This window comes from Winogradskyella litorisediminis (assembly GCF_042675765.1).
Lineage (GTDB): Bacteria > Bacteroidota > Bacteroidia > Flavobacteriales > Flavobacteriaceae > Winogradskyella > Winogradskyella litorisediminis.
Genome location: NZ_JBHTJL010000016.1, coordinates 267,408 through 280,995, shown reverse-complemented (window position 1 = coordinate 280,995; position 13,588 = coordinate 267,408). Strand labels below are relative to the sequence as shown.

General features: G+C 33.9%; 9 protein-coding genes. 6 read left to right on the top strand and 3 right to left on the bottom strand.

Translation table 11 applies throughout. The features are described from left to right. Window positions 1–3: 3 nt before the first annotated feature. Complete coding sequence (gene recR, locus ACFQ1Q_RS12430) at window positions 4–621, bottom strand: recombination mediator RecR (protein ID WP_386132004.1); 618 nt, start codon at window positions 619–621, stop codon at window positions 4–6. 188 nt (window positions 622–809) lie between these two features. Between recR and ACFQ1Q_RS12425 the strand changes: the two genes are divergently transcribed. Continuing rightward, window positions 810–2,327 carry a sodium:solute symporter gene (locus ACFQ1Q_RS12425; protein WP_386132000.1) on the top strand — a complete coding sequence of 506 codons (1,518 nt, stop codon included), beginning with the start codon at window positions 810–812 and terminating at the stop codon, window positions 2,325–2,327. Here the strand turns inward: ACFQ1Q_RS12425 and ACFQ1Q_RS12420 are convergent. After that, window positions 2,324–2,686 (bottom strand): CoA-binding protein, encoded by a 363-nt coding sequence (locus ACFQ1Q_RS12420; protein WP_386131998.1) that lies wholly within the window; start codon window positions 2,684–2,686, stop codon window positions 2,324–2,326. The genes ACFQ1Q_RS12425 and ACFQ1Q_RS12420 overlap by 4 nt on opposite strands. A 132-nt stretch (window positions 2,687–2,818) precedes the next feature. Between ACFQ1Q_RS12420 and ACFQ1Q_RS12415 the strand changes: the two genes are divergently transcribed. Further along, complete coding sequence (locus tag ACFQ1Q_RS12415) at window positions 2,819–5,287, top strand: outer membrane beta-barrel protein (RefSeq protein WP_386131995.1); 2,469 nt, start codon at window positions 2,819–2,821, stop codon at window positions 5,285–5,287. Between the two features lie 677 nt (window positions 5,288–5,964). Here the strand turns inward: ACFQ1Q_RS12415 and ACFQ1Q_RS12410 are convergent. Continuing rightward, window positions 5,965–6,975 carry a 3-oxoacyl-ACP synthase III family protein gene (locus ACFQ1Q_RS12410; RefSeq protein ID WP_386131993.1) on the bottom strand — a complete coding sequence of 337 codons (1,011 nt, stop codon included), beginning with the start codon at window positions 6,973–6,975 and terminating at the stop codon, window positions 5,965–5,967. Between the two features lie 185 nt (window positions 6,976–7,160). On the opposite strand from ACFQ1Q_RS12410, the gene ACFQ1Q_RS12405 reads away from it, so the two are divergent. The 4 genes from ACFQ1Q_RS12405 to ACFQ1Q_RS12390 all read left to right on the top strand — a co-directional run bounded on the left by ACFQ1Q_RS12405 (window position 7,161) and on the right by ACFQ1Q_RS12390 (window position 13,528). Further along, on the top strand, window positions 7,161–9,614 hold the full coding sequence (locus ACFQ1Q_RS12405; protein WP_386131991.1) for an alpha/beta hydrolase family protein: 2,454 nt from the start codon (window positions 7,161–7,163) through the stop codon (window positions 9,612–9,614). Window positions 9,615–9,789: 175 nt separating this feature from the next. After that, complete coding sequence (htpG, locus tag ACFQ1Q_RS12400; protein ID WP_386131988.1) at window positions 9,790–11,676, top strand: molecular chaperone HtpG; 1,887 nt, start codon at window positions 9,790–9,792, stop codon at window positions 11,674–11,676. 170 nt (window positions 11,677–11,846) lie between these two features. Beyond that, window positions 11,847–12,497, top strand: a complete 651-nt coding sequence (locus ACFQ1Q_RS12395; protein WP_386131985.1) for a carboxypeptidase-like regulatory domain-containing protein — start codon at window positions 11,847–11,849, stop codon at window positions 12,495–12,497. Between the two features lie 11 nt (window positions 12,498–12,508). Continuing rightward, a complete protein-coding gene (locus tag ACFQ1Q_RS12390; RefSeq protein ID WP_386131983.1) occupies window positions 12,509–13,528 on the top strand; it encodes a transglutaminase domain-containing protein in 1,020 nt (339 codons plus the stop codon). Window positions 13,529–13,588 lie beyond the last annotated feature (60 nt).

Genomic DNA, 13,588 nt, shown 5'->3' with positions numbered 1-13,588 from the left:
GATTTAGAGTTTTAGTGAAGCTTCAAACGGAACACGGTCGATAATGCTTCGCCCGAGTGTAATTTCATCGGCATATTCAAGCTCGTTTCCAGCAGCGATACCTCTTGCGATTGTTGAGGTCGCAATATTAAAATCTTGCAGTTGTTTAAAGATATAGAAATTTGTGGTATCACCTTCCATTGTTGGACTCATTGCAAAAATAAGTTCTTCAATTTTACCACTTTTTGCTTTAGCTACAAGACTTTCAATATTCAAATCTTGTGGCCCAATACCATCCATTGGTGAAATCTTTCCACCTAAAACATGATACAAACCTCTGAACGAACCTGTACTTTCTATTGCCATAACATCGCGGATATCTTCGACAACGCAAATGAGTTCTTTTTTTCGAAGTGGATTTGTGCAAATCTCGCATAACTCTTGGTCGCTAATATTATGGCAAGATTTACAGAAATTTATCTCTTCACGGACTTTTTGCAAAGCACCTGCCAACAAAAACGATTGCTCTTTAGGTTGGCGCAACAAATGTAAAACCAAACGCAAAGCCGTACGCTTACCTATTCCCGGCAATTGCGACATTTCGTTAACCGCATTTTCTAATAATTTTGAAGAAAATTCCATAATTGCGAAGTTAGGTATTTTTTAATTTTCGAAATGCTATGGATTAGTATTTCTAAAAAGTTTATTTTCGGACCATATAATTTGATTTTTTTGTCAGGTTGAGCGCAGTCGAAACCTATCGGACAACAAAAGCTAAAATAGTTCTCAACTGCGCTCGAACGGACAAACCTTTATCTAAACACAGAAATATGTCTCCAACATCCATCCTACTTTTAATCGCCGCCTATTTTGGTGTATTGGTTTTAATCTCATATTTCACAGGAAAAGAAGACACCAATGCCGCTTTTTTTAAGGCAAACAAATCGGCGCCTTGGTATTTGGTAGCGTTTGGGATGATTGGTGCATCGCTTTCTGGTGTGACATTTATTTCTGTTCCTGGATTAATTGGCGGACAAGAATTTGCCTACATGCAAGGTGTGCTTGGTTTTTTTGTAGGGTATTTTGTTATTGCTTTTGTGTTATTGCCGTTGTATTATCGTTTAAATATCACTTCTATTTATCAATATCTAGAACAACGTTTTGGGATTGTGAGTTACAAAACGGGTGCATTTTTCTTTTTACTCTCACGAGTGACTGGTGCTTCTTTTCGCCTATTTTTGGTAGCTCTCGCCATGCAATATATAGTTTTTGAAGAAATGGGCGTTCCGTTTTGGTTAACGGTTGTAATTTCAATTTTACTCATTTGGATTTACACGTTTAAAGGCGGAATTAAAACCATTATCTGGACAGATACGTTACAAACTCTAGCGATGTTAAGTGCTGTTGGTTTGGCCATATTTCTCATTAATCAGAAATTAGATTGGTCTTATATGGAATTTTTAAATTCTGAAAGCTTTGCCGAAAAAGGACAAATTTTCTTTTTTGATGATGTCAATTCTAAAGAATATTTCTGGAAGTATTTCCTCGGCGGAATTTTCATAACTATCGCCATGACTGGTCTCGACCAAGATATGATGCAAAAAAACCTGACGTGCAAATCTGAAAAAGATGCCAAAAAGAACATGATAAGCATGTCTGTACTTTTAGTGATTGTGAACTTTGCCTTTTTATCTCTCGGCGCATTATTATTTATCTATTCTGAAAAATTTGGAGTTGATATTCCTTTAGTAGATGGACGTGAAAGAACCGATTTATTATTTCCAGAAATTGCAATGAATCAAGGCTTAGGCAAACCTTTAGCAGTCATTTTTATTATTGGTTTAATGGCTGCGGCATACTCAAGTGCCGATTCTGCTTTAACCTCTTTAACGACCTCATTTTCGGTCGATTTTTTAAATATTGAAAAACGACCACAAGCTGAGCAAAAACCACTTCGTAAAAAAGTACACATTGGTGTCTCGATAGTTTTAGTAATTGTGGTAATTATTTTTAATATGCTAGATGGAAGTGTGGTAAGCAACTTGTTTAAATTTGCCACTTTCACATATGGTCCACTTTTAGGGTTGTTTGCATTTGGTATTTTAACCAAGCGTCATATTAGAGATAGATATGCGTGGATAGTCGCACTACTTTCAATCACCATAAGTTTTGGGATAACACTTTTACCAGAATCTGTAATTGGCGCATATCAATTCCATTGGGAAATATTAATTCTTAATGGATTTATCACATTTATAGGATTACTTTTAATTTCGACAAAAACAAATATGAAAAGCGAAAGAGAGATTTCAAAAATCTTAAAAGACGACTCTAAAAAAATAGCTTAATACTGATTGGTTCCTAATAAAACTAAAGTACAGGCGACTTCAGATTCGATATTATTTTCTGATAATAATTTGTAGAATTCTGGATTTTCTGTTCCTGGATTAAAGATAACACGCTTTGGATTTAGACCAATGATGTAATCGTAATACTGTGCTTGTCTTTTTGGGTTTAGGTATAATGTAACCGTATCAACTTTAGAATAATCTAACAAATCCGTATCAATAGTAACACCAACAACTTCACCTTTTCGCATTCCAAAGGCTTTGACATCATGCCCATAACTCACTAATCTTTTAATTGCAATATTAGAGTAACGCTCTGGTTTTAAGGATGCACCGATGACTAATGTTTTCTTTTTCATAGCTAAATTTTGTTAAGATTTGTTAAATCGAGTAACAAGATACGATATTGGTCGTCATACTTACAACAAACTATCATCAATCAATCGATACTGAAAAATACTTTTTTTCGGTATCACAAAACAATCAAATCAATGAAACATTATTTAATGTTAGTGGCTGTGCTATTTTCTTTCGCAGCTTTTTCGCAACCAAACGCAAATTCTGAAATTAAAGACGGCACCATTTCGGGCCGTGTTTTAGACGCAAATCTCAACGAACCTTTACCTTACGTCAACGTAATTATTAAAGACACCAACGATAAAATTATTACTGGTGGTATTACAGACGAAAGCGGGAAATTTTTTATTAGCAAAATTCCTGAAGGAACCGTAAATGTAGACATTACTTACATCGGTTTTAAAACGTTGACACAAACCGTTACTATAGAAAAAGGTAACTATAATATTGACCTTGGCGATGTAAAATTAAACGAAGATGCCGCAGCTTTAGACGAAGTAGTCGTTGTAGCCGAAGTGTCTACCATTCAGCAAAAAATTGACCGTAAAGTTGTTACTATTGGTAAAGATTTAACCACTGCTGGACCAACAGCTTCGGATATAATGAATAATATTCCGTCTGTAAATATGGACGCGCAAACGGGTGCCATTTCGCTTCGTGGAAATGCGAATGTACAAGTAATGGTCGATGGTAAATTATCTAATGTACCAGTGGCGCAATTATTAAGACAAATTCCTTCAACTTCAATTAAACAAATTGAATTAATTACAAATCCTTCTGCAAAATACAATCCTGAAGGCATGAGTGGTATCATCAATATCATTTTATATAAAAACGTAAACATCGGTTTTAACGGTAATCTTAATGTTGGTTTATCTTACCAGATTGAACCGAAATTCAACAGTTCTATTGATGCTAATTACAGAAATGGAAAATTGAATTATTATGGAAGCTATGGTAATAGCTTTTCGGATAATGTCAACGAGGGAATTTTTCAACAACAACAAACAGGAAACATTCAAACTTTAGATATTTTAAATGAAAATAACTCACATTTATACAAATTTGGTATTGACTATTACCTAAATGAAAAACACACACTTTCTGTTTTTACCAACCAAAATGTATTTGACGGAAGTGCTATTGTAGACACAGAATTGTCTAATACAGGAAACAGCAACACACAATTTCAAAGCATTTTAGGCGATAGCGAAAATACAAGTCAGCAATACAATTTTAATTACAAATACGACATTGCAGAAGGCCACAATGTTGAATTAGAAGTGGACCACAATATATTTGATAGCGCATCGGAAACTGACAATTTATTTTCGGGCAACGCGCAAAGACCAAATTTTGTAGAATTTACAGACAATGGCCGGACGAGAACAACTATAAATTTAGATTACGTGTATCCGTTTTCGGAAAGTGCAAAGCTCGAAGCTGGTTTACAAGCGCGTATTTTTGAGAATGACTTAGGCTACAACTCTGACGGTCGAGTAAGAAACATGATGGGCAATTTTGTACCTACAGAAACAGATTTTACTTATTCTAGAGATATTTTTTCTGCCTATGCGAGTTACGGAAAGCAACTCGAAAAATGGTCTTACCAGTTAGGTTTGCGTGCCGAGAGTGTTCAAGTAGATGCGTTTGCCGTAGATACTGATTTATCGAATAACACAAGTACTGATTTTCCATTTGAGAACGACTATTTTCAATTGTATCCATCCATTTTTGTAAATTACAAAGCTTCAGAAAAAAACGCATACCAGTTTAGTGTAAGTCGTCGTGTAGATAGACCAGGTGTTGGTGATGTAAATCCTGTTCCTAATTTTAATACTGCTTTAATTTCAGAATTTGGAAACCCAGAACTATTACCACAATTTACAAATTCGGCAGAATTTAATTTTACAAGAAACCTTGAAAAAGGAAGTATTACGGCTGGTGTATTTTACAGAATTATTGAAGATGAAATTAATCAGGTGGTAATTGTTGACCGTTCAGATTTAACATCGGGTCGCGTTATTTTAACCAGAGGAAATTTTGATACTACAAATGCTTACGGTTTTGAAGTGTCTTCAAATTATAAAGTCACCAAATGGTGGAGTTTAAATGCCAGTTTTGATTTGTACAACCAAAAACAAAAAGGTATTGCAGAATCTATTGACCCAACGTTACCAAACCCGACAGAAAACGATATTGTAACATCGGTTACCGAAGTTGATAATTTAATTATGAACTTTAGAGTCTTCAATAATTTTAAAGTTACTAAACGATTATCCTTATCTGCTTTCGGATTTTTTAGAAACAAGGAAACTGGATTAAATTTTGAAGTTGACCCTATTTACTTTCTAAATCTCGGCTTACGATACAGCTTCTTAGAAGACGAAAGAGCTACCTTTAGCTTAAACTTTAACAACGTATTAGATACGCAAGAAGTAAGCGTATTTAGTGCACGACCAATACCAGCACAAGTTAATTTTGAAGGCGAATTTAAACAAATATTCGCTGGCTTATCTTACCGTTTTGGTGGTGGTAAATACAGAGCAAAATCCAGAAAAAATCGTGACGATAATGAAAAGAATGATGGAGGTTTTTTCTAAACAACACTCATTTAATGGCCTTTATTAATAGTTGATGGTTAGTGTTAGTTAAGGGTTTTTAAACTGAAAACCCAAAGCAATATTGCTTTGGGTTTTTTATTTGGCATATTATTTGATTTTCATGAAAATGTAAGGAAAATCGATACTTATCGACTTACTAAATAGACTGTTACAATTATTTGAGTTAGTCTTCAAAATAAAACATCTTAACAGCTATATAAATCCAAAGGCTCATGCTTTTGGATTTTTTTTGTTAAATACGCGTTAATCTTTAAATCTACAGCAATAAATAGGAAAAACGCACGCTTAAGTAATGATAAGTTTTTAAGTTATTATAATTATGAACTTTGTTTTACAATAAGTGTTAGTTAATTTAGTAATTAAGAAAGCCAAAACTGGGGAGTTTTGGCTTTCTTTTTTTTAAATAATTTTTCTAAGGATTATCTCGAATGTTTATGCTTTATATAATTAGCATATATCATAAAAGTAACCAAAATAGATAGCGACATTAAGCCAACAATTATAATATTTTTTTGTTGAAAGAGATGCTCTTTAAAATTATTGGTTGCAGTAAAAATGAGAAATAAATTTCCGATAAAACATAGAATTACAAATACTATAACTACTATTAAACTTGGATGCGTAAAAAAGTTTTTAGATGATTTACTCATTTTGTATTACCATTTAATTATGACGCTTCCCCAAGTAAAACCACTTCCAAAAGCAGCCAATACAACAGTGTCACCTTCGTTTACTTTTCCTTCTTCCCAAGCCTCGGTTAAAGCTATTGGTATAGATGCTGCTGTTGTATTTCCGTAGCGCATAATATTATTATACACTTGGTCATCTGTAAGTTGAAATTTTTTCTGAATAAATTGAGCGATACGAAGATTGGCCTGATGTGGAATTAGCATGTCAATATCTTCTTTTTGAAGGTTATTTTTTTGTAAACCTTCCATAATTACTTCGCTGAAACGCACGACCGCATTTTTAAATACAAACTGACCGTTCATATAGGGAAAATAACTTTCGTCATCTTTATTATCTTCAGCAATAATATCTGTAACCCAACGTGTGCCCATTCCTGGTGCTTTTACCACTAATTCCTCAGCGTGCTCACCTTGGCTATGTAAATGTGTAGATAATATTCCTTTACTAGTATCTTCTTCTCTGCTTAAAATTGCCGCACCTGCTCCATCTCCAAATATAACAGAAACTCCACGACCACGAGTCGTTTTATCTAATCCGTGACTGTGCAATTCGCTACCAATCACCAAAACGTTTTTATACATTCCGGTTTTTATAAAATTATCGGCTACGGATAAGGCATAAACAAAACCTGAGCATTGATTACGTACATCTAAAGCACCAACTGTTTTTATATCTAAAGCGTGTTGTACTTGTACTCCTGGTCCAGGAAAATACATATCTGGACTCAAAGTCGCAAATATGATAAAATCAATATCGTTTTTATTAATACCTGCACGTTCTATAGCTTGCTTAGCAGCTTTAACGCCCATTGTTGCGGTTGTATCGCCATCTCCAGCTTTTACCCAGCGGCGTTCTTTAATACCTGTGCGTTCGGTAATCCATTCGTCATTTGTATCCATTAATTTAGATAAATCATCATTAGTTACCACATTTTCTGGGACGTATTTACCTAAACCTATAATTTTTGAATTGTACATATTGTATTTTTTAAGCAGGTGACAAATTTAACCATTTAAAAGCATATGAATGAGCCATTCGTTATGCACGCATAACATCCTGAAACAAAACTTAGGTTAATAATTTTAACAATAGATAAACATAAAAAAACTTGTTTTTAGGTAACTTTCATACCTACAATTAATCACTCAAAATAACCTCTATTATGAAAAAATTCTTCACTATTGCTTTTTTGTGTTTTGTTTGCTTAGGTTTTTCTCAAACGAGTTTAAACTACCAGACACCACCAGATGAAATTTTAGAACTCGCAGATGCAGATTTAGCTCCTGGTGTTCTAGTAGATAGTAATGGTGAAAACATGGTTTTACTGTATAGAAATCAATACAAATCTATTGCAGAATTATCTGAAACTGAGATGAGGCTTGCTGGTTTACGTATTAATCCGGTAACAAACATAGGTAGCCGAACTACGTTTTATAATAACCTTAAAGTAAAAAAGGTTTCTGATAAAGATGCAAAACAAGTTAGTGGGTTACCTAATAATCCAAGACTTTCTGGATTTAGTCTTTCTCCAGATGAATCTAAAATTGCCTGCCTTAACACTACTGAAAAAGGTGTAGAAGTTTGGGTGCTTGATATTAAAAGTGCTAGTGTAAAAAAATTGACAGATGCCATTGTTAACGCCAATATGGGAAGTACAATTAGCTGGTTTAAGGACAATAAAAACTTACTAGTTAAAGTGTTACCAAAAGACAGAAAACCATTGATAAACGCTGCAGTTGCAGTACCGACAGGGCCAACAATCTCAGTAAGCGATGGCTCTAAAGCACAAAACAGAACCTACCAAGATTTATTAAAAACACCTAATGACGAATTTAATTTTGAGCAGCTTGCACATTCAGAAATCATGAAGGTTTCTATTGATGGCAAAAGCAAACAATTTTTACCATCGGCAATGTATAGAGGAATTAGTTTTTCGCCCGATGGCAATTATGTAATGATTACTAAAATAAAACGTCCATTTTCATACTTAGTAACTTATTCGCGTTTCCCTTCAGAAAGCATTATTTATGATAGTAAAGGAAACAAAATTGAGACAGTTAATGACGTTCCGTTAGATGAAGTAAGACCAAAAGGATTTATGGCTACACGAACAGGAAAACGCAATATGTCTTGGCGTGCAGACAAACCTTCTACTTTAGTTTGGGTTGAGGCTTTGGATAAAGGCGACCCAGACGTTGATGTAGAATTTAGAGATGCTGTCTATCAAATAGATGCACCATTTAACGAAAACAAAAATCTTATCTTAAAAACCAAACAACGTTTTTCAGGCATTACTTGGGGAAATAATAATACCGCAGTAGCATACGACTATTGGTGGAATACAAGAAACACAAAGACTTATATTTTTAATCCATCAAACCCTAACCAAACACCAAAAATTATTTGGGACAGAAATTACCAAGATGTTTATAGCGACCCGGGTAGTTTTGTAACTTCTAAAAATGAGTTTGGAAGCTACACACTCGATATTGATAACAATAAAATGTACTTAATGGGCGATGGTTATACTAAAGATGGCCAATTCCCTTTTATTGACGAATACAGCTTAGAAACAGATAAAACAAATCGACTCTATACTTCAACTTACACAGACAAGATTGAAAATTTGAACTCCGCTATTGATATGCAAACGGGTGAGATTTTGGTTAGAATTGAATCACCTACAGAATATCCAAATTACTATATCAGAAACATCAAAAAAAATGAACTAAAAGCCATTACAGATTTTGAAAATCCGTTTCAAAGTCTTGCAAAAGTTAATAAGCGAGTCATTACTTACAAACGTGATGATGGTTTAGATTTAGATGGCACTCTCTACTTACCCTTAGATTATGAAGAAGGTAAAAAATATCCTATGATATTATGGGCATATCCACGCGAGTACAAAGACAAAGCAAGTGCTTCTCAAAGTACATCTAATGCTAATGAATTTGTGTATCCATATTGGGGTTCGCCAATTTACTGGGTAACACGCGGTTATGTTGTTTTAGATGATGCTGCTTTTCCAATTGTAGGAGAAGGTAAAGAAGAACCAAACGACTCTTTTAGAACACAGCTTGTAGCAAATGGCAAAGCAGCTATAGATGCTGTAGATAATCTAGGATATATTGATAGAGAACGCGTAGCCGTTGGTGGCCATAGTTATGGAGCGTTTATGACAGCAAATTTACTCTCACATTCCGACATGTATGCTGCAGGAATCGCAAGAAGTGGAGCTTATAACCGAACGTTGACACCTTTTGGATTTCAGAGTGAAGAACGCAGTTACTGGGAAGCTCCAGAAATTTATTACAACATGTCACCATTTATGCATGCTGATAAAATGAAAACACCTTTACTTTTAATACATGGCGTTGCTGACAACAACTCAGGTACTTATCCATTACAAAGTGAGCGCTATTTTAATGCTTTAAAAGGATTGGGTGCGCCAGTTCGGTTAGTGATGTTACCTAAAGAAAGTCATGGATATAGAGCAAAGGAATCTATTATGCACATGCTTTGGGAACAAGACCAATGGCTAGAAAAACACGTAAAAAACAAAAAGAAAGACAATCAAAAGATTGAAAACAAAGAATCTAAAGTAAAAGGTAAATAACAACTTAAACAATTTTAAAAGCCACTTAATAGTTTTAGGTGGCTTTTTTTATGCCATCTTGTCACAGAAATTGAGTTGGTATTTTATTTGTCTACTTAATAATAAAATTAATAATCTTAATTCTAAGTGATGTCAAATTATTTGATATGACAGAATTATAAAAATTATAAAAAAAATGACAAAAGGAAACATTAATGTATCGGTAGAAAACATCTTTCCGTTAATTAAAAAATTCTTGTACAGCGACCACGAAATTTTTCTTCGTGAGCTAATCAGTAATGCAACAGATGCGACTTTAAAGTTAAAGCACTTAACCAACATCGGCGAGTCTAAAGTCGAATATGGCCATCCGCAAGTTGAAGTTAAAATTGATAAGGACAATAAAAAACTTCATATTATTGACCAAGGTTTAGGAATGACAGCTGAAGAGGTTGAAAAATACATTAACCAAGTTGCTTTTTCAGGAGCTGAAGAGTTTCTAGACAAGTACAAAGATTCTGCAAAAGATTCAGGAATTATTGGGCACTTCGGTCTTGGTTTCTATTCGGCATTTATGGTGGCAGATAAGGTTGAGATTATAACTAAATCGCACACTGATGCGCCAGCGGCACACTGGACTTGTGATGGCTCACCACAATACACTCTAGAAGAAGCTGATAAAACAGATAGAGGTACAGAAATTATCCTTCATATTGCTGAAGATTCAACAGAATTTTTAGAAGAAAACCGTATTAGTGCATTACTTTCAAAGTATAATAAGTTTATGCCAGTGCCAATAAAGTTTGGTACAAAAACAGAAACGCTTCCAAAGCCAGAAGACGCAAAAGAAGATGACCCTGCACCTACAAAAGAGGTCGACAATATTATAAACAATCCAAATCCAGCATGGACAAAACAACCAGCAGATCTAGAGGCAGAAGATTATAAAAACTTCTACCGCGAGTTGTACCCAATGCAGTTTGAAGAACCTTTATTCAACATTCATTTGAATGTAGATTATCCGTTTAATTTAACAGGAATCTTATATTTCCCAAAATTAGCTGCGGACATGCAAGTACAGAAAGATAAGATTCAACTGTACCAAAATCAGGTATTTGTTACTGATAATGTTGAAGGTATTGTACCAGATTTTTTAACCATGCTTCGAGGTGTTATTGATTCGCCAGACATTCCTTTGAACGTATCGCGTTCTTACCTACAAGCTGATGGAGCGGTGAAGAAAATTTCTTCTTACATTACACGTAAAGTAGCTGATAAGATGAAGTCTCTTTTTAACAATAATAGAGAAGAATTTGAAGTCAAATGGAACGACATCAAAATCGTCATTGAATACGGAATGCTTTCTGAAGAAAAATTCTTTGAAAAAGCAGATGCTTTTGCTTTATACCCAACAGTTGATGGTAAATTTTACACGTTTGAAGAATTAACAAACGCTATTAAAGCAAAACAGACCGATAAAGATGACAAAATGGTTATTCTTTACGCGTCTAACAAAGATGAGCAACATGCTTATATTGAAGCTGCAAAAGCTAAAGATTACGAAGTTTTATTGTTAGATTCTCCAATTATTTCGCACTTGATGCAAAAATTAGAAACGTCTAAAGAAAATATTTCTTTTGCGCGCGTCGATGCAGACCATATTGATAATTTAATTAAAAAGGACGATACAACAATTTCAAAATTATCTGAAGATGAGCAAAAATCATTAGACGAATTGTTGAAGGAAGTAGTTCCGTCAGAAAAGTTTAGTGTTCAATTAGAAGCAATGGATAGCTCTGCGACGCCGTTTATGATTACGCAACCAGAATTTATGCGTCGTATGAAAGAAATGCAACAAACTGGTGGCGGCGGAATGAACATGTTTGGTAATATGCCAGAAATGTATAATCTCGTCGTAAACACAAATTCTGATTTGGTTGGCGAAATTTTAAACACAAAAACTAAAAAGAAACAAGAACGTTTAATTAATCAAAGTCTAGACTTGGCACGCTTGTCTCAAGGTTTACTTAAAGGTGAAGAGTTGACAAACTTTATAAAGCGCAGTTATGAGATGATTAAGTAATGTCACTTTAATAATTTTATATAAAACCACCCTGTGAAAACTTGGTGGTTTTTTTATGACTATTTCAAACGATAACTTTACGTACTGAAACTTAGCGTTAACTCAATCTCGGTTTTTAAAGCCTTTATATTCAATTAGGTTTACTTCATATTAACTCAAATACATTTATTATGAAAAGTGAATTGAAATTAAGTATTGCATCTCCATGCACAGAAAACTTCAGCAATTTCTCACCAACCGAAAAAGGCGGGTTTTGTGACAGTTGCAGTAAAGAAGTTATTGATTTTACCAAAATGAAAGACGAGCGTATTTTAGAATTTTTCAAAAATTCTAATGAAAATACTTGTGGGGTTTTTAACAGACATCAATTAAAGACTTATGACCAAAAAAATGAAACTTCAAGAACACTGTCTTTGGTTGGCAAAATTGGGATTGCTTGTTTTGCTCTTTTAAGTTTTGGTACAATAACGGCACAAAACACTAAAACAAAAGCAGAAACATCAATTTCTCAGCAAAATGGAGAATTTACAGTTAAAGGAACCGTCAAAGAGGATGGCTTAGTTATTCCTGGTGTAAATATTATTTTACAAGGCACCAAAATTGGTACTGTGACAGATTTTGATGGAAATTTTTTATTTCCCAAAAAATTAAAAAAAGGCGATGTATTGATTTTTAGTTATGTTGGTTACCAATCGCAACGTGTCGTCATTAGTGATAAAAATGCGGCCTCTAATATTTCTCTAAAACTAGATATGGAATTAGACCCAGTTATTATTATGGGCAGCGTTTCTTCAAAAAAAGTATTTAAATCTCGCCACTAAATTTTTTACAAATGAAAAAGGTTCTCTTTCTTATTTTTTTCGGGATTACGTTTTGTGAGGCACAAATATCAGATTTTGAAACTATAGACTTTAACTTGGCTGATAATATAGCCAAGCTCCATAAAGGCGCAAGCCTAAAAGATATGGGGAAACTTGTCTATAACCTCACGCACAAATTGTCTACTGATATCGAAAAATTTAGAGCTATACACACGTGGGTTTGCCAAAACATTACTGGAGATTATTCGCAACACACAAGAGCTTTAAACAAAAGAAGAAGATTAAAAGATAATAATAAAGCATTTCTTATCTGGAACGAAAAATATAAAAAGAGAGCCTTTAAAAAATTAATAAAGCGTAAACGCACCATGTGTACTGGTTACGCATACATAATAAGAGAACTGTGCTTTTTGGCTGGTATAGAAGCTAAAATTATCGATGGATATGCTAGAACTGCAGAATCGAACATCCAAAGTCTAGATTTTGCAAACCATTCATGGAATGCCATAAAACTAAATAACAAATGGTATTTATGCGACGCCACTTGGGCAGCAGGCTATCTAGATGAAAACGCCATGTTTATTGAAGATTATAATGAAGGTTATTTTTTAGCAGACCCTTTATTGTTTTCAAAAAATCACATTCCAATTAAAAGGAAATGGTTGCTGAACAATGAGTTAATTAAATCCGAATTTAATGCAGGACCAATAATTTATGGTGAAGCTTTTACTCACAACGCAACACCCATTTTTCCAGAAAATTTAAAAGTAGAAGCTCAAAAAGGAAGTGCATTAGAGTTTATCTTGAAAGCAAATGATATCAACACTAAAAAAATAAGCCTACTTCACACTTTTAGAAAAGGAGAACGAAAATTAGAAATTGAAAACATTACTTATAAAAATGGATATCTTTCATTTAGTCATAATTTTAAGCATATTGGTTATTACGACGTACATATTCAAATTGAAAATGATATAGTTGCAAGTTACACAATACATGTTACAAAAGCATATTCACAAGTTTTGCCTTAAATATTCAGATTTGGAAATAATTATAGTTTCATCTCAAAAAATGTAACTTTACACAAAAAT

Coding starts and splice junctions, on each gene's coding strand:
- htpG (WP_386131988.1), top strand. CDS start 9,790: ATGACAAAAGGAAACATTAATGTATCGGTAGAAAACATCTTTCCGTTA.
- ACFQ1Q_RS12420 (WP_386131998.1), bottom strand. CDS start 2,686: ATGAAAAAGAAAACATTAGTCATCGGTGCATCCTTAAAACCAGAGCGT.
- ACFQ1Q_RS12410 (WP_386131993.1), bottom strand. CDS start 6,975: ATGTACAATTCAAAAATTATAGGTTTAGGTAAATACGTCCCAGAAAAT.
- ACFQ1Q_RS12390 (WP_386131983.1), top strand. CDS start 12,509: ATGAAAAAGGTTCTCTTTCTTATTTTTTTCGGGATTACGTTTTGTGAG.
- ACFQ1Q_RS12425 (WP_386132000.1), top strand. CDS start 810: ATGTCTCCAACATCCATCCTACTTTTAATCGCCGCCTATTTTGGTGTA.
- ACFQ1Q_RS12405 (WP_386131991.1), top strand. CDS start 7,161: ATGAAAAAATTCTTCACTATTGCTTTTTTGTGTTTTGTTTGCTTAGGT.
- recR (WP_386132004.1), bottom strand. CDS start 621: ATGGAATTTTCTTCAAAATTATTAGAAAATGCGGTTAACGAAATGTCG.
- ACFQ1Q_RS12415 (WP_386131995.1), top strand. CDS start 2,819: ATGAAACATTATTTAATGTTAGTGGCTGTGCTATTTTCTTTCGCAGCT.
- ACFQ1Q_RS12395 (WP_386131985.1), top strand. CDS start 11,847: ATGAAAAGTGAATTGAAATTAAGTATTGCATCTCCATGCACAGAAAAC.